This window comes from Chitinophaga sp. 05T412 (genome assembly GCF_056396465.1).
The window spans coordinates 206,343-224,631 of record NZ_JBFTLN010000008.1 but is presented as its reverse complement, the minus strand read 5'-3'; the positions used below and the strand labels follow the sequence as shown (position 1 = coordinate 224,631).

Sequence of the window (18,289 nt, the reverse complement as noted above, 5' to 3'; positions counted from 1 at the left end):
GCACAGAGAAAAAAACACACAAGACAATAATAGGGTGCGACGGAACATAGGTATCATCATTAATCGGCGCCAATTTACAACTTAATCATTACGTATAACCATTGTCGTTATTCCACTGCCGTATTCTTCTTTCCAAACTTCCGGGGATACCAGACTACAGTAGTCATAAAATACTGCTGTAATACACTCGTGGTACCATACCGGATCACATTGACACTCCCATAATTAACAATGCTGGTATTCTGGTGCAGCAAGTCCATGGCAGACAGCTTTAACTCCAGGTTATTTCCTTTCATGAAACGGTAAGAGGCGTAAGCATTCCAGATGGTAAAATTGATGGCGGCCGACTGCGAAGCCTTGTTCTGATTAAAATTAATATTGCTGCTCAGGGAAAGGCGTTTCGTACAATTTGCACTGGCGCTAAAACTGGTTTCATTAGTGCGATTATGCAATTCATTGGCATTAATACCATCCTGCTTTGAATGGTACCAGGCAAACCGCTGCACCAGGATGGCGCTAAAAATATCTTTAAATGAGTAATACAGCTGAAGCTGACTATTGCTTATCCTGTTGTTGGAAGTATTCCAAATGCCACCAATACTATTAGGGGTACGGTTCATCTGAAGGAAAGCATTGACGCTGATTTGCAGCTGGTGATTTTTTAATTTAAATGACTTACTCACATTAGCACGTCCGTTCAGGTACCGGTTGCCGTCTGCATTTACCAGGTAATGACGGCTACGTCCCTGCTGATCCGTAATACTACTATCAGCAAAACTATTATTGATCATACCAATGTCTACCCCGATGTTGTAATTGAAATCATTGTGCCTGTCAATAGTATAATGACTGAAATTAAAGGATAACTCCTTCTTATCAGCAGGCTTTACATCAACATTACCATACTGGATATAATACTGATTGGCACTATCTACCAGGGGTACCAGCTGCGAAGAAATGGGATACTGACTGCTGGCCGCGAATTTCACAGAATAATTATCTGCAAATGCACCCATCTGGTAATTATTATAGCTGATATCGGCAGTTGGTATGAAGCGTTGATAACTACGGTTGATATTTTGAAAATCCCGGTCGGAATGATTTTGTAACTGATAGAATTGTGCCTGCGCCGACATTTGGATAGTCAGGTTTTTTGAATAACGGTTAGGCAGCCACTTCGAAAAACTCCTGCTTAGATTCAGGGCCGGTTTTTCATCCACCGTGGTATACCTGCTGTCGTTGGTTAGATAACGGTTGAGTATATACGTATCTTTTGCACCGTCTTTATCCGCTACCTCGTTCGTTTCGTGATGCGTATTTACATCCAGGCCATTGTATAACTCCATTCGTATCGACTGCAGCCAACGGCCAAATATCCAGGGCGCCAGATCTCCTACTCCCAATACCAAATGCTGTTTGGTGTCGTTAGCACGCGTGTTATACCGGCGATCAAACAACTTGTTTTGTGTAGGATCTGCCATCATGGTAAACTGGCTCTGTTGTAGTTTATCATTGTTATTACCGGCGGCAACAAAGGAATAGGCAATGTCGTACTGCCGGGGACGCCGGTTCCGCTGCTCTTTGGAGGTGATATGTTTAGTACCGATTTCCAGTATCAGACTTTTGGCGTCGCTATTACTTTGATTCCGCTCATGATTGGTGCTTTGTAACACGTTCCCGCTATTATACACACTGCTTTCACTGTTGCTATTATTATTTGTGATATCCGCATTTAAAGCAGCGCCAGCGTAGAAGCGGTTATAATCTTTCAGTATATCATATCTCGATGAAAAGCGGTGACTGGTGTTGGTGGACTGGCTGCCCGACTGATCCTCCTGCACCAGGGAGCTATCTTTTCCCAGGGAGGTAATTGTTTTGAGATTACTTGCTACGTCGTTTAAATTATTCTTTAAAAAATAACTCATGTTCAGCCGGTTCTCATGACTGTAATCAGGATTGGGGATAAAATCCCGCTGAAACACTACCCCACCGGACCTGGGCTGATTGATGCCCGACGCGTTAAACCTCGACTGGTATTCCGTTCCTGCTCCTACCCCTTTAAAGGTACTATTGCGCAACAACTCGTCTGTGCTACTGGCTTCCTTGTTAATATTATTGGCGGCGCCCACGATCCCCAGCTGCATGCCCGGCGAAAAAAAGTTCAAACTCGCATCTGCTTCAAAGCGCTCGTCGGAGCCATAGCCGGCAGCAACTTTTCCGAAATGCCCCATGCGCTTATTGGCTTTGAGTTTTATATTTATTTCGGTAGTAGAATCCAATGCATGTTTCGGGTCTTTGCTTTTTTGATATACCTGTATCTTATCTACGGCGTCTTTCGGAATATTTTGCGTGGCCACTCTTTTATCTCCGCCAAAGAAGGGCTTCCCATCTACCAAAACACTTTTCACTTCCCGTCCGTTAATGGTAATAGTGCCATCTCCCCAAAGTGTTACACCTGGTAATACCCGCAGCAGGTCTTCAGTTTGGGCATTGGGGTCCAGCCTAAAAGCATCGGCATTAAATTCGAGTGTATCGCCATTCATTTGTACTGGCGGCACGGCAATTACTTCCACTTCTTTCAAACTATTTTCACCCCGCTCCAGGTTCAGCATTTTTAAATCGACCTCATCATCGGCGATGATAAATTTCTTCGCGAAACTACGGTAGCCCATATAGCTGACCACTATCCGCAACGGCTGTTTTACCGGCAGTGTGGTGAAATGAAACTCACCGAAGCCATTCGACAACTGGTAGCTGATCAAACTGGAATCTTTGACCAGGTAAACTGCCAATGTAGCCGCCGGTAAATTATAATCGTGTATAGAATCCCGTACAATGCCTTTGGCGGCGCCTGTCCAGGTACTATCTTTTTTTTGCGAAAAAGCAATGGTAGTGATCAATACAAAAATGCTCAGAAAGAATAATGGCTTCATGCAGCTATAGATTGTCTTTAGGTGTTAACTGTATAATAACAGGGTTACTTTTCCAGTTCTGGGTCTTAAAATATTTTGTTATCGTATCGTTGTATTGCACACCATGACTGGGACCGCTCTCTTTTTCGGCAAAAAATCTCAGGGAGGAAAAACCACTGTAATAGCTATCTGCATCAGTTGTTAATATCCGGAGAAGATAACTTGGATAGTCTACATTCACAGGCAAATAAGACGACGAGGTATCAGCCGCAATATGATCCAGCCGGAAGCAGCGTTTGGTTTTCAGACTATATAACAGTGGGTAGGATGCTCCTGACTTACCAGTCAGACTTCGCAGATCAAAAATCAGGTAGTTACCCACCTGGTTAAAGCACATGATTTGTGTAATATAATCCTGGTCTTTTATAAATGCTTTCCGTTTACCCACATAGGTACTATCATTGATAAAATCAGCTGGCAGTGATAAGGACATGGGAAATATCAGACGATACTGTTTCGCAATGCCCTTACGATCCAGCTCATATACATTGAAGTCCATCTCAGGTATAAAAAAGCAACGATCTTCCCGACTGCCAGGGGAAAATGGCACCAGGTTAACACCCATCTCCCCATAAAGTGCCGTATGCTTAAAATTAAATGGGAGCAGGTACTGCAGGCTATCTAAATGCCGGCCAAATGAAATATCGTATGGGATAAATCCTTTTAGCTTATCGTAATCAAAAGGACGCCGTTGCCAATATATCATAGTGGAATCCGGTAACTGGAAATGGCCGACCGTTTCTGTCGGCATCACCTGCTTGCCTATACGTTGTCCTTCAAAGTTGAACAGGTAGACCACGTTATTTTCATACACGGAAACCACCTGCAATTCTTGCTTCCCCCTGCTTACCTGGAAAGACGCGATGCTGCGATCCATTGTCCCGGGAGCATGAGAAAAATTTTTATCAAAACGTAGTTTCTTCAGCTTATGATGATAGCTGCCATCTTTATTAAAAAATAAAATGGCATCAGTGGCATAATCCAGTACAATAAAATATTCCGGTGTCACCACTAATTGGTCAATTTCACCGAAAAAGCTTTCCTTCTTTGTTTCCAGGGGAATATAACGAACCGCAGAAAACATACTGCTGGCGCTTCCTCCGAAAGCGTTCCCGGGATCAATAAATAACTTTTCAGGAATTATCTGTGCAGAACATGACAGCCAACAAAAGGTCAACCAGGATAACAGGACAGTTTTCTTTATTTGCATTGTGATGGGGAAATTTATGGCTTTAATCCTCCACTCAGGCATAGGAGCGCCACCACATCCAACTTTTCAAGTACTACTGCTACTATGTACGAACATTTAAATGTAACGTAAAATTTATTTTAATTTTTGTATTTCGGGAGATAGATAAATTCGTGGAACAAAAAAAGCCCCGCGCTATGGCGCAGGGCACTGAGTATTGAATGGCGGCTATTACTGTACAATCGCGGTTTTGCCATCCAGCATCCAATCCGATTTCATTTTCACCCCCATCCACGCCAGCACGTTTACTGCGAGGTCCATGGAATGAGGCACTAATAAAGTGGCATCTACATCAGAAGGATTCAGGATATCTTTTTTGGCATCCCAACGCAGGCCGTTAGAAATGGTGAGGTCTGCACCACTGGGACTATCGTCTTTAATAAAATTACCAGTGGGTACTTCATTGGCTTTCCAGTAACCGATCAGCGAGGCATAGTTGGGATGTCCTTTGGTAACCGTTCTGAACGACCAGTCATAAATCACCGACTCAGTTAGTACGCTATTCCAAACCCGGATATCGGCAATGTAGTTATCACCGGAACCATCGGCTCCATTGTAGCCGTAGTTCAGCGTTCCATCGGTACCTATTACAAAAGGTAAGCCGGCATCTACTGTGCCCATGTCTTTGATACTTGGACCAGACACAAAGAACTTCCCATCTTTATAAAAACTCACTACACCCTTCCTGTCAAAAGTAACGGAGATATGATGCCATTTACCGTCTGCCACCGGTGGGCCGTTGCGCACATCCACCCGGGAGCCACTGGCGCCTTTATAGTTCAGGCGAAGGTTCCCATTGGTTTTATAAATCACCCAGCCGGTGTTTCCGCCACTACCCCAGTTTTTATTGGCAATCACACCGTGGTCATCATCGCCGTCATAGGTGGTTTGTATATTAAATTCAATAGTAAAGTCCTGTGTAGCACCGAAGTGGAAGAGCGGATCATTGGAATAGGCCGCATGGTCTTTTCCATCTTTACGATAAAAAAATGGAAAACTACCTTCGTAAGGTACATTCACCGGCGGCAGTTCCAATACCTGCCCGGTAAGGCGCTGGTTGTAATATAAAAGAAAGTTATTGCGCTCCGGGAAAGTGCTGCCACCATAGCTGCCGTCGTCCGTGCCGCCATGGTTAGAACCAATTATAATCAACCAGTCTTCCAGATTATAATTACTCCTGCTTTTGAGTGCGCTCAGTATTTCGCCGATGTAAGCATCTACCTGGTGAATAGCGTCCGTATAGGCGGTCGCGTTAGCAGTAAAACCATGCTGAACACCAGCTGCATTTACACCACTGAAAGCTACTACCAACACATCAGGATTGCTATGCTGCAGGCGGCCTATGGCGGAATCCTTTGTTGCTACGTCATTACCGGTCGTTTTCACCAGGGTAGTCACTCCTGCCAGTGTATCATTGAACGAAGCACTGCTGCTAATGCTGGTAATCTTGAGCGATCTGTCGGCCAGCCGCTGCACGAAAGAAGGGTAGGCTGCCAGGTTATTACCTGCATAAGCAGCACCCGTTACCCCGTTCTTGTAGTTCACGGCCCCGGTGAATAAACTGGCCCAGGCAGCCGCATCGCGTGTAGACGTATCCGTTACGGCATCCCAGCTGTATACACTGTTGGGTAGCAACGCTTTGATGTTAGGCGCTGCAGCATCCCGAACCACCTGTCCCCGTGCACCTTCTATGGCTATCACCAGCACTTTCTTTTTAACAGCAGGCGGCAACGAATCAGGGGTAACCTGATGGTCAAATAACTCCGGCTTGTTACAACTGCCCATAAAGTACAGCACACAAGCTAAAACGGGCAATAATATATATCTGTTCATGATAAATCTTTAAGGTCACTGATAAATTAAGGCAGCCAGGAAATACCATCTAAATTCCAACCCGGATCTACGGTGATGCGCAGCCAGGATAATAAGGTAGGCATGATATCCACACTTTGCGGTACCGGCGCCGGTATCGCCGTATTACAGAAATCAATTTCCTGCGCTACCCACTGTGGCGCATTGTTAAACGTCAGGTCTTTTTTAAGCGGACCTGCATCATTCAAAGTACCACCGGTGTTTTCGATTCCTTTCCACCAGCCTATCATACGGGAATAATATGGATTGCCGGTTTGAACTGTATCACAATGAGCATACTTGGCCATGTCTGCCTTTGTCCAAACGGTATCCCATATACGAATATTAGCCAGCGAAAAATCGCAGTTGCCATCAGTATCCCGATAAGTGCCGGAGATGTCATCTCCTACTACTAGTTTCAGGTCACTCGTAGGGGCAAAGCGCGATAAGTTGTTCAGTGAGCTGGTGCCCACCTGCACGCCATCCTGGTAAAGCACTACCGTGCCAGGCGCACTACTGCGATCAATGGTTACCGCCACGGTATGCCATTTATTATCCGTAATAACGGGTCCGCTGGAGGTGATATCCACACGGGCACCACCAGCGCCGTCACCTGCCTGAAACTTCCATTTATCATTGCCTTTCGGACATAACAGCCAACCGGCATTGTTTCCACTGGCCCAGCTCTTGTTGCCGATAAAAGGAGGATCGCCGCCCGCAAATGTGGAAGACCTCACCGATATGGCTACCGTGAACTTTTTTATTCGGTCAAAATCATAAAAAGGATCTTTGGAATAGCTGTAGTCGCCAATAGATGCATAACGAACAGCCTTTAAGGAATTCAGCGGCGGCACTACTTCATGTTTGGCAAATTTCGCGTTAGTAAAAAGCGTAAAAATGTTACGCTCTTCAAAAGAGCTGCTTCCCTCTCCTTTGCCGGTACCACCATGATCGGAGGTGATGATCACCAACCAGTCTTCCTTGTCTTTATTGGGCCGGCTGTTAACCGCCGCCAGCAAATCGCCTATGTAAGCATCTACAGTAGTAATAGCCGTCATGTATTCCGGTATGCCCGGGCCGTAGCCATATTGATGGGCAGCCGTTTGCACGCCGCTGAAACCTGCAACAACAACATCAGCATTGTCTGTTGTAATACGGTTCACCGTGGTGTCACGTACCGCAGCATCGTTATCCGGCAGGTTTACCGTTACATCTGCCTGGCCAAACAACTGGCTGTTCAACACAGACCAGGATTGCACAGATACCGTACGCAGCTGAGGCGCCAGTGTTTTCAGGTATTTGAGCCCAATAGGATAACGGGTAAAATTATTACCCGAAAAGGCATTGCTGGTAACACCGTGTTTATTGCTCCATACGCCGGTCAGCAAAGTGGACCAGGTAGCGCCACTGTTGGTAGGCGCCTTCGTTAACGCATCAAAACTATAGATGGCATTAGGCAATAGTCCCAACATATGAGGCGCCTGCGCGGTACGCATGGCATCTCCACGGACGCCGGAAATACCGATGAACAATACCTTCCGTTTCACGGCAGTGGTAACCGGGGCACTGGTGGTATCTTTCGGATTGATATCCACCGGCGAATCCACTACGGCCATTTTTTCTTTAAAACAGGCTGCCAGTAACAGCAGTAAGCCTGCCAGGGGAAATAATCTTTTTATCATAGCTATTAATATCGCAGTAACATAATACGGTTCTGTTGCAGCATATCATACTGAGTAAAGGCGCCTACCATGATAGCGCCATTGCCATTTGGTATATTCACCATATCCCCGATTTGACCGTTGAGCGCGCCCATAGAGTTATATCCTTTACTCATCTTTCCATCTTCATCCAGGATCACAGTATTTCCACGCTTCACACCGGAAAACGTTTCAAAGTATCCTGCCAGGAATATCTTTCCATTTTTCAATTGTATAGCGGAAGTAGGAACGCCGTTAGGTCCTGCTTCCGGACCAGTACCTACGCTGAAGCCATCATACAGTGACCCATTGGGATTTAATACGGCCACCCGGTGCGCTTCTTTTCCATTCACCTTTGAGAACATGCCACCAATCAGGTAACGGCCATCTTTCAATGGACTAATCATCGCCACCCTATCATCCGGACCGGCACCGGTGTTGAAGCTGGGATCTATTTCACCATTTGGATTTAATCTGACCACACTGCCGGTCAGCTGGCCATGAAAGCGGGTAAAGCTGCCTGCCAACATAATTTTACCATCTGCCTGTATCAACGCGGAGCCGATATAGCCGTTGGGTCCCTCGTAGCTACGGCGACGCGCCGCATCAAAGTTAAAAGTGGAGTCAAAGCTGCCGTCTTCATTCAACCGCATGATGCCATCCATACGAATACTGTCTACCAGGATAGAATCCCGCTTACCATCGGCGGTAATACCCGCATAGTTTCTCCGCATAAAATATTTAAATCCGCCTACCAGCACCAGCTTACCACTGTCCGGTGTTTGCAGCACCCTGGTAATAGGCGCATCCAGATATACATTCAATGCCGGTATGGTATCATGGTGCCCCAGCGGCGTTACAATCACCGTACTATCATACATGCCGTTGGGATTCAACCGCAGGATGTTATTAACATAGCCACCTTTAAAGCGTTCGTTGTAGTTATTGAAATCACCGGCAACAATATATTTGCCCGATGCCTGCACCACTATACTATTCACAGTACCAGATATCCCCTTTCCTACTTTAAAATCGCGATCCACGGTACCATCTGAATTGACACGCGCCAGGCCACGGTAGCCGTTTCTGGCGCCGGAATTATCATAGTCAGAAAAACTACCTCCAATCAGGTATTTGCCTCCCGGAATAAAACAAATGGTATTGATCATATTATCAGCCGCTCCCGGTACCGCATGAAAATTTTGATCGATGCTAACGGGACCGATTACACGAAAATTAGGCCCTGCAAATAATTGCCGCTGTACCGTTAATGAAATAATACCGGTACTGGCGTTGTCAGGAACCGTGGCGGTGATGCTGGATTCGGTCACTGCCGTGATCTGACCTGGCACATCGTTAAACTTGATGACCATGCCGCTATCTTTATACTTCAGGAAACCACTGCCATTAATGGTAACAGTAGCGCCAATACCGCCGGATACGGGCGCTGCGGCCGATTTATCGATCTTTATTTTCAACGGTTCTTTGGCGTTGGCATAGGGATCTTTCCCGGTATAATTATCTTTTTTGCAGGCAGAGTATAACAGCAACAGGCATGCACCCCACAGCGAAAGTTTTTGTATGTTCCTCATGATAAATGCGTTACTTTAAATATTCCTTCACCAGCGAGGCGAAAGCAAAGGGGTTAAATCCAAGTATATGATCCGAGTTCAGCACATGCACAATACCGTTGCGGGTTTGCATATCAGAGCTGGCTATTTGGGCGCTAACGTTCTGTGGATTGCCCAGGTCACCAATATCTCTCAGCAGCAAACTACGCGGCCCTACATCATGTGTACCGTTGTAGTCGGAAAACATAACGCCCAGGTTCATCACATAGCCCTGCCAGGATTCCATATTCATACCGGGATATAATTCCCGCTGATCAGGATCATAGCGGGGTACATCTTTCAACATATATTTATCCCGGAATATGTAGCGCGACAAAAACTTACGCCACACTTCTCCCGGCACTTCCTGTAACTTCAGCGAGTCCTGGAACTGATTGTAACGCTCCGCGTTAATAATATTCATCGCCACTTTCACGGAGTAATCAGTTGGCGCAAAGAAAGTCACGGACGAATCTCGCAACACCGACTCCAGGCCGGCCAGCTGTACTATCGTCACTAACGTATCAAAGTAATAAGGTTTCGTTTGCAGGTACTCAAAACTGGAGCCGGCAAATTTCCCCTGCTGTAAACCGGAATCTTTATAGTAATCCTTTTTACAGGCGCTGAAACCGGCTGCCAACAGCAGGAGCAATCCCATCAGCCAGCCCGTTCTTTTAAGTGATTGTGTAGCCGTCATCATTTTATCCAGTAAGTGTTTAAGGTGATGTTAGGATTGTTATTGCGCGCTTTACCATCAATAGGCCAGGTCCAGCCACCACGGGTAAACTGTTCCGGTGTAAGCCAGCTTTTGCATTGCGTAGGATCTGTCACCCTGCCGGTACGCACCAGGTCGTACCAGCGTACGCCCTCTCCTATCAGTTCCCGTTGGCGTTCCAGGAAAATAAAATCCTTCAGCGCATCACCACCACCACTGTAGTTGGGAGCGCCGGCACGTTTTCTCACTACATTTAACAGCTTAATGGCTTCTGCATCCTGTCCCAGATTAGCCAGTGCTTCCGCGCCTAACAGCAGCTCTCCGCCGTAACGGAAAATAATCAGGTCATCATCCAGCAACCAGGCAGTCTCACTTACCTTGTTCACCACGTTGCTGTACTTTACAAACATGGCGCTGGTATTATTGGCATAGGGAGAAAAGAACCAGAGGTCCCGACGCTTGTCAGTAGCGTCTATCGGGAAAATCCTTTTGAGATAGTCGGCGTCGAAATAGCAGTCACTGTTGGCATAGTTAAGTACCAGCGGCGAATGCAATGTCCACTGGCCAATGCTCACATAACGGGTGGTGGTACCGTAGTTAGCGTTTACCGAAAACTCAAACAAACTTTCTTTGGTACGACCCTTAAAAATTTTCCGGAAATCTTCTACCGCTAATAATTCAAAAGCATTGGAATCATAAATGGATTTAATGGCTGCTGCGGCATTTTTCCAATACTGCTGCTGATTAGCTTTATCAAAACCGGCGGCCCACATATTTACATTAGCGATCAACGCGTACACGGCGCCTCTGGCCGCACGTACGCCCCACTTGGAGGGTTCTTCATATTGCCAGGGTAAATCATCTTTCACAGCGTCCATCTCCGCCAGACAAAACTTCAGCACGTCAATCATCGGAGTGCGTGGCAAAGGGCGCTGATCATACGCTTCCACATATAGTGGTACATCTCCATAAATCCGCGAAATATAGAAATAGGTAAACGCCCTGACAAAACGAAGTTCCGCCTCGTACTGTTTGATCTCCGTTGCCGATAGCGCCTTCACCCCCGGTACCCTTACCAGGTTAATATTACAGGCGGCAATAGACTGGTAAAATGGATACCAGTCGCTCAGCTTATTCATGTTATACCGGATGAGGCGACTGTTATTCGTCAAATCCTGTGCTGCCACTGCGGCAAATACATCAAACCCATTGGGATTAAACTCCCCTGCCCGGATATCTCCATTACACGGCACATACGGCCCGTTAGTGAGGATATCGAATATAAAACCATACGCATTAGCGATGGAAGATTCCACATCTCCTTTTGTTTTCCAGAAAGCGGCATCACTCATACGATCCGGTGGTGACACTTCCAGGAATTTCTTACAGCTGCCGGTGGTCAGCAACACCATCATGATCAGACTTATATAAATAGTACGCTTCATACCCTGATTTTTAAAATTCCACATTTAAACCAAATGATAAGGTTCTCGCAATCGGATAACTATCCAACCTGTCGCGACCCAGTTCTGTTACGGCTTCCGGGTTAGGCCCGGTATAGCCGGTGAACATAAATGGATTGGTAACGGTGGTGTAGAAACGCAGTGCGTTCATATGATATTTGGAGATCCATTTCCGCTTCGCAGAATAACCAAACGTGATGGCGTTGATCTTGATATAACTACCATCTTCCTGGAACAGCGTTTGCAATTCCCGGTAAGCATCTGCTTTTGATTTATAATCATACGGATTGGGATACCGCGATACATCTCCCGGCTGCCGCCAATAGTTCAGGTCGCCCAGGTTTACCATCGTACCATTATCATATGGAGACTGCAGATTCAACATCCGCTCATACAATGCGCTGTTGATCACTTTCCGTTGGAACAGAATGGTACCATTGAAGTTCAGGCTGAAGCCTTTGTAAGTGAGGAAAGAGTTAAAACCACCCGTGATTCGGGATACAGGCGAACCGGACACCTGACGGTCGGTACCATCGGTAACATAGTTGCCATCCACATCCTGGAACTTCACATCACCCGCTTTATAATAACCATTCTTGCCATTGCTGTAGCGGTACCCCGTGATAGGATCTACCGGCACATCTGCGTCAGTACGGTACACGCCCTGCGTTACATACAGGTAATTAGACAAAGCACCGTAACCCACGCGATTGATCATAGAGCCATCCTCTGATAACATCTGCGTAGCGCCGCCCGGCAACGACAACAGCACATCACGGTTAATCGCCGCATTCAAACTGATACTCCAGCTAAAGTCCTCCCGCGTTTTAAACGGCCGGAAAGTAATACTACCTTCATACCCATAGTTATACAAAGAAGCATCATTGGTAGTAGTGGTAGCAAAACCGGTAGAAGTAGGCAGATCACGGGTATACAACATGTTGTACACTGTTTTCGTATAGGCATCGAAGGTAATCCCCACTCTTCCTTTGAAAACACTCATATCAAATCCATAGTTATATTGCTCTACTTTTTCCGGTTTCAGGGATGGATTCGGCATCTGTCCTAAGTGTGGAGAAATACGGGTTACACCGTTATAGTTGCCCACTACATCGTACCATCCCAGCGAGGCGTAGATATTGGTACTGGGACGCAGGTTGATACCATAACTGAAACGCACGTCGCCGAAGTCCAGCCATTCCAGCTTCTCCAATATCTTCTCTTTATTGAAATTATAACGTACTCCAATAGAAGGATTCTTTGCCCAACGTTCGTTGACACCGGAATAAGAGTTACCATCCATGCGGTAGTTCAGGTTAATCACATATTTTTTATCGTAGTCGTAGCTGAAGGTACCCGCCAATGCTACTGTATGAATTTCAGAAAATCCGCCTGCCGCCGGGATACCGCTTACACCGGAATAGTACGTATTGAAGCCCAATGGTCCACGATAGTAATCGTTGGGCGCATTCAGCAAATTCAGCACTTTTGTTTGTCCCTGCGCAATGGTGGCCTCAGAAAAAACAGCGCCCAGGATGGTATGCTTACCATTGAAAACACGATTGTAGTTAACCGCTGTACGGTTATACAGGTTGTTGGTACGCCCGGTAAATCCGTACACCTTAGGCATTTCAGAGTTAGCCAATGCCGGTGTAAACGTATCTTCCTGATCCGCCGTATAGTCGTAACTGGTATTGGACGACAACTGAATATGCGGGAACAGCTCGTACATGATGTTCAGGTAAGTACGGATGTTATAAGTACGTGTATCATTCTTGCTCATCATGGCGCCGGTGAAATGACCTACGTTGTTGAAGTAGGAAGGACCCGGCAACAGCGAAGAGGTGTAATTCTTTCCGGCGCCTACATCCGTCAAACCATTACCACTTCCTTTTAACTTCTTACCCAAACCAGCTGCCAGGTAACCAGATACCTGCAGGCGGGGATTAGGATTGAAGTTGATATTCTGGTTAAGGGAATAACGGTCAAATCCGGTGTTTTTAATTACCCCGCGTTCATTGTAGAAGTTCACATTGGTTTTATAGTTCAGCTTCTGGTCGCCACCGCTCACAGATACGTTATGCGTTTGGTTGTAGGTTACCTGGTAATAAATATCCTGCCAGTTGGTAGAATTATTGAAGAAGGGATTGAGACTATCGGCCAGTAAAGGCGTTTTGGAGATGCGGTTGATCTCATCTTCATTCAGGGTATTCATGATCATGCCAATACGGTAATCGCGTTCAGACATACCCCCAATGGTATTACGCAGGGAAGGCGGGAAGTTGATGAACATATTACCGGCATAGCGGATAATAGGTACGGCAGATTGTCCGCGACGGGTAGTGATCACAATTACGCCGTTTGCACCCCGGGAACCGTACAAGGAGGTGGCTTCCGCATCTTTCATCACGTCAATGGTTTCTATATCTTCCGGTGGGATGAGCGACAAGGGGCTGGTGCCCGGGCCATTGGACTGGAAGCCATATTCATAGCCGGCATTGGCATCTACCGGTACCCCATCAATCACGTACAACGGCGACTGTGGGGTCAGGTAAGCATCGCTGCCGCCGCCTTTCACCATTAACTGCGACAACCCACGGATAGAGGCAGAACCCCGGAACCCAGGCGCACCGGTTGTTTGCTGGATATTCAAACCAGCCACACGGCCCTGCATCAGCTGCTCTATATTAGATACCGGCACATCCTGTATTTCTTTGGCGGTAATACGTGTAACCGATCCCGTTACCGTTTCTTTGGTACGTTTCTGATAACCTACTACTACTGATTCCTTAAGCGACGTAGAAGAAGGCTTCAACGAAATATTAATAACAGCGCGGTTATTCACCGATATCAGCAACGATTCAAATGAAATGAAGCGCAATTCCAGTTTGGCATCAGGTGCTACTCTTACATTAAATTCCCCGTTGGCGTCTGTTACGCCAATAGCTTTAGGTTTGGCGCCCGGTGCATGTAATAATACAGATACGCCCGGCAATGCGTTGCGATCCACGGACGACAATACCCGGCCTTTCACCGCTATCGTTTTGTCCTGCGCCACTACCGCCGTTCCAATACAAAAGAGTAGTAATAGTACTTGTATATATAATTTCATAAAAGGCGTTGTTTAATCATCATTGAAAATGGGATTCCGGCGGAAGTAGAAAGTGATGGACCAGTCGCCGGGCTCATAGATGGCGAAACTCAAACCGAAATAAGCATCCACCCGATTACCGCCATAACCCTTACGGCTATATCCAAACTGGCAATTAGCTTTCCCATTGGATGCATATAGCGTGGTCAACCCGGTGAGTGGTATAGGATACGCCACATCATATACTACGCTGCTATCTGTTTGTTTCCGGTTAAAACCATGCACCAGCTGATCCCATTTGGTGTTATTAAACAGCGCCGGATTCATGGGTTTCAGGTTTTCATCGAGGAACTTAAAAGTGAGTGAATGTCCGGATTCACTGGTTTTATTAAAATAAACAGATACCACGGTATCCTTCATCAGGCTATCCTTTGCATATATTAAGTTCTGCATGAAATTGGGATGAATGGTATAGGGTACCATGTAAGACGGGCCATTGGGCTGCTGCCGGGCTTCCAGCATACGCCGACGGGTATATTTATCATATTCATAAGGCTCATAAGGGACTTCTTTCAATGGACGCAACCGGAAATCCTTGATGATGCGCACGTTGCCCTTATTCATAATTTTCACGTCAAAAGCATAGCCGGTATCCGGGTAAGTTTTGATCATAGCCGAAGAGGCATTACGGAAGATAAAATCACCTGAGCCTTTGCGTATCTCCAGGAAAGGAGCGTTTACCCATACCCGTTTGGCCTCAATTTCATCGAGCGATTTTTCCAGGCCGGTATAGTCCCGCTGCCACTCTTTTACTTTCAATGGCGTAAAGAGGTCGGCCGCAGGTTTGCCACTACTCAGATCCCGGGCATTTTCAATAGAAAATACCATCGGATAAGTAGAGCCATCCGGGCTGAATTGGGTGAGCTCCAGCATGGTACGACCCAGCACCGGCTCATACACATCCTTCTTGTTAAAGTTGGCGTTGTTACTGAGATAATCTTTTTTCTCAGGTAGTTTTTTACAGGCAGTAGCGGTGATGGTCACTACCAGTGCGCATTTTAAATAATCTTGCCATTTCATCTGAAAAACATTTGTCGTTTATATTATTTATTGCTCCCTGATAGCATTGTATCGAATCACTTCCGCCACCTGATATGTTTTACCGTCCGTATCTGTATAGGTATAATTCAGGTTAAACAAACTGGCAGCCGGATCAAAATAGCAGGCGCCGTTGTTATGAATCTCCTGTGCAGGGGAATCGGGTGCTGCAGCAATGGTCACGGTGTTATCTGCGTTAATGGTAAGGCGCATCTCATAGTTCTTGCTCAACCGGTTAGCCATTTCTGTTTGAACGGTATTGGCATCAATGGCCGCCAACTCTTTGGGATAGAAGTTCCATAATTCAATGTTGCCGTTGGGCAACGTGGCGGAACCATCTGCAAAAAGAACCGATTCGGAATAGAGGTTCTGGTAGCTGCCGGCTTTACCGAAGAAAGCGCCAAAACCCACCAGGTGACTTGATTCCAGCACATACACCATTCCATTCTTCGCTTTAATTTCCGCTGTTGTTGCGTAAGTAGATATCCAGTACTTCACAAAGCGGGACCCGTTCATATAAGACAGGCGCACCACTTCCGGTCCTTGTCCCTCCACACCGGCGGCCCGGCGGTTTACGAGACGCAGGTCCATTACCCGGAGCGCTTTGCTGACTAATGATTTCCCATCTTGCCCGGCAAAGTCGCTGCTACGCCAACTTCCAGAGAACAGATAGTTCCCCATGATCACGCGCCAGGAAGAGGAGTCTATATCATTCAGTGTAACAGGCGGCTGATTCGCGGCCTGACGATAGGAATTGTAATTATCCAAAGCAGCATTCAGGCTCTGATCTGTTGGCGCAAAAATGGTTATCGTATCAGTTTTCAATAACTGACCAAGTCCGCACCGATCCAATACCTGTAATACATCTTTGAAATTGCCGGGTTTTGACCGCAGGTATTCATATACKGTACCGGAATAATTTTGTGGTGGTAATGCCTGCCGGTAGGTATTGTCTTTTTTACAGGACGTTAGCACTACACAACAGAGCAGCAATAAAACAACGCTGATTTTTCCCTGCATAATGTATGATTATTGTTGCCAGAATTTAGTTTGTGTAATTTCTTTACCAGACGACAGCACCTCTTTGGATACCGGCCACCACTGCGCCCCCTGGGCAATGTCTGCTGGTTTAAACCCGGTATAGGTGGTGAGTTTTTCAAATCGCACCAGGTCGTACCAGCGCCATCCTTCTCCCAACAACTCCCTTCTTCTTTCCGCCAGAATAGCGTTCGCCAGATTACCGGTTTTAAAGTCGGGTAGATTGCGTTGTGCCCTTACCGCATTCAGCTGAAAAATGGCATCCTCGTTCTTACCGAGAAACAGCAGGGCTTCCGCACGCAGCAATACCAGTTCTTCATAGCGAAAAACAACGATGGCGGATTGAAACAGGCGCAATGGATCAACGCCTGCAATACCCGGCATTTTGACTTTTGTAAATATGGGTATGGGGTTACCAAACCCGGAGAAATAATTACCATAGGCAAAACCATTATTGCCTATGTAATAGCGATTATCATTGGGTTCATTGAATATTTTCAATATGCTGTCGCTGGAAACGTAGATGTCCGGCGCAGTCCGCGATATGTAAGGATCTGCCAGGGTCCAGTCTTCAATATGTCCACTGCCGGACGACTCCTGGTAAATGTTTTTAAACGGCATGGCAAAGATCACGTTTGCTCCTTGTCCGCTGAAAGTACTGGCATCTGTGGCACCGGTGAGTGTACTCACATCCACCATATTATAGCCACCACGTGCTTTATTATCCATGGCAGTATGTGCATACTTTTCGGCGGACAAGTAATCGCCCTTCCAGGCGGAAATATGCGCCAGCAAAGCGTAAGCGGCGCCCTTGCTACCAATAAGCCCCTGCCAGACGTTACCGGGTAGCCCCCAGTAATTAGACAGCAGCTCCGGTGAGGTACCGGAATAACTCCAGGGTAAATCGGTTAAGGCACTTTGCGCATCCTGCATGGCCTGCTCCAATACTTTATCCTGGCGCTCTCTTTTTATGGACGTAAAATTACCATCACCCGTATTCGTGATGAGTGGTACATCTCCCCAGATACGCACCAGGTAGAAATAAGTGATGGCACGCAGGAAACGCACCTGCGCAATATCCAGTTTCATTTCTTCCGGTGTATAACGGAAATCATGTTCATGTACCAGCGCTAATTTCTCCAGACATAAATTGGCTTGCGCGATGGCGGCATAAAAACGACGCCAGCTTTTCCATCCTTCCAGCGTAGCCGATGACGCATTGAGCTGGTTGGTAGTAACTGCGCTCAGATCTGTACGCATAGCGCTTTTGAAGTCGCCCGCACGCAGCTCTCCATACACAAGCCAGGCGTTGTTATCTGCCAGTGCGGCACGAAATAAACCATAGGTGGCAAATACCGCAGAACGGGCATCGTTCTTTGTTGTCCACATATTTTTTTCCGGCACCAGGTGAGTAGGACTCACGTCCAGCGTATTTTTACAGGAAGCAGTCAGCATGGCCGCCACCAGTAATACTTTTATAGGTAAACGAAATGTTGTCATGT

Annotated in this window: 11 protein-coding genes; all 11 read right to left on the bottom strand. The window is 46.5% G+C overall.

Annotated features, from left to right (window positions below):
- Window positions 1-107: 107 nt before the first annotated feature.
- Window positions 108-2,933, bottom strand: a complete 2,826-nt coding sequence (locus AC1DFM_RS19015) for a hypothetical protein (protein WP_477078328.1) — start codon at window positions 2,931-2,933, stop codon at window positions 108-110.
- A 4-nt stretch (window positions 2,934-2,937) separates the two neighbouring features.
- On the bottom strand, window positions 2,938-4,182 hold the full coding sequence (locus tag AC1DFM_RS19010) for a 6-bladed beta-propeller (RefSeq protein WP_477078327.1): 1,245 nt from the start codon (window positions 4,180-4,182) through the stop codon (window positions 2,938-2,940).
- Between the two features lie 210 nt (window positions 4,183-4,392).
- Window positions 4,393-6,054, bottom strand: a complete 1,662-nt coding sequence (locus AC1DFM_RS19005) for a LamG-like jellyroll fold domain-containing protein (protein WP_477078326.1) — start codon at window positions 6,052-6,054, stop codon at window positions 4,393-4,395.
- Window positions 6,055-6,080: 26 nt separating this feature from the next.
- On the bottom strand, window positions 6,081-7,754 hold the full coding sequence (locus AC1DFM_RS19000; protein WP_477078325.1) for an alkaline phosphatase family protein: 1,674 nt from the start codon (window positions 7,752-7,754) through the stop codon (window positions 6,081-6,083).
- Window positions 7,755-7,759: 5 nt separating this feature from the next.
- Window positions 7,760-9,364 carry an IPT/TIG domain-containing protein gene (locus AC1DFM_RS18995; protein ID WP_477078324.1) on the bottom strand — a complete coding sequence of 535 codons (1,605 nt, stop codon included), beginning with the start codon at window positions 9,362-9,364 and terminating at the stop codon, window positions 7,760-7,762.
- Between the two features lie 10 nt (window positions 9,365-9,374).
- On the bottom strand, window positions 9,375-10,082 hold the full coding sequence (locus AC1DFM_RS18990; RefSeq protein ID WP_477078323.1) for a fasciclin domain-containing protein: 708 nt from the start codon (window positions 10,080-10,082) through the stop codon (window positions 9,375-9,377).
- The gene (locus tag AC1DFM_RS18985; protein ID WP_477078322.1) at window positions 10,079-11,542 is read right to left on the bottom strand and encodes a RagB/SusD family nutrient uptake outer membrane protein; all 1,464 of its coding nucleotides are present in this window, start codon (window positions 11,540-11,542) and stop codon (window positions 10,079-10,081) included. The genes AC1DFM_RS18990 and AC1DFM_RS18985 overlap by 4 nt, the downstream gene beginning before the upstream one ends.
- 10 nt (window positions 11,543-11,552) lie before the next feature.
- Window positions 11,553-14,672: a SusC/RagA family TonB-linked outer membrane protein gene (locus tag AC1DFM_RS18980; protein ID WP_477078321.1), complete on the bottom strand. Its 3,120-nt coding sequence runs from the start codon at window positions 14,670-14,672 to the stop codon at window positions 11,553-11,555.
- A gap of 12 nt (window positions 14,673-14,684) precedes the next feature.
- The gene (locus tag AC1DFM_RS18975; protein WP_477078320.1) at window positions 14,685-15,731 is read right to left on the bottom strand and encodes a DUF5007 domain-containing protein; all 1,047 of its coding nucleotides are present in this window, start codon (window positions 15,729-15,731) and stop codon (window positions 14,685-14,687) included.
- Window positions 15,732-15,758: 27 nt separating this feature from the next.
- Window positions 15,759-16,769 carry a BT_3044 domain-containing protein gene (locus AC1DFM_RS18970; RefSeq protein ID WP_477078319.1) on the bottom strand — a complete coding sequence of 337 codons (1,011 nt, stop codon included), beginning with the start codon at window positions 16,767-16,769 and terminating at the stop codon, window positions 15,759-15,761.
- A 9-nt stretch (window positions 16,770-16,778) separates the two neighbouring features.
- Window positions 16,779-18,287 (bottom strand): RagB/SusD family nutrient uptake outer membrane protein, encoded by a 1,509-nt coding sequence (locus AC1DFM_RS18965; RefSeq protein WP_477078318.1) that lies wholly within the window; start codon window positions 18,285-18,287, stop codon window positions 16,779-16,781.
- Between the last annotated feature and the right edge of the window lie 2 nt (window positions 18,288-18,289).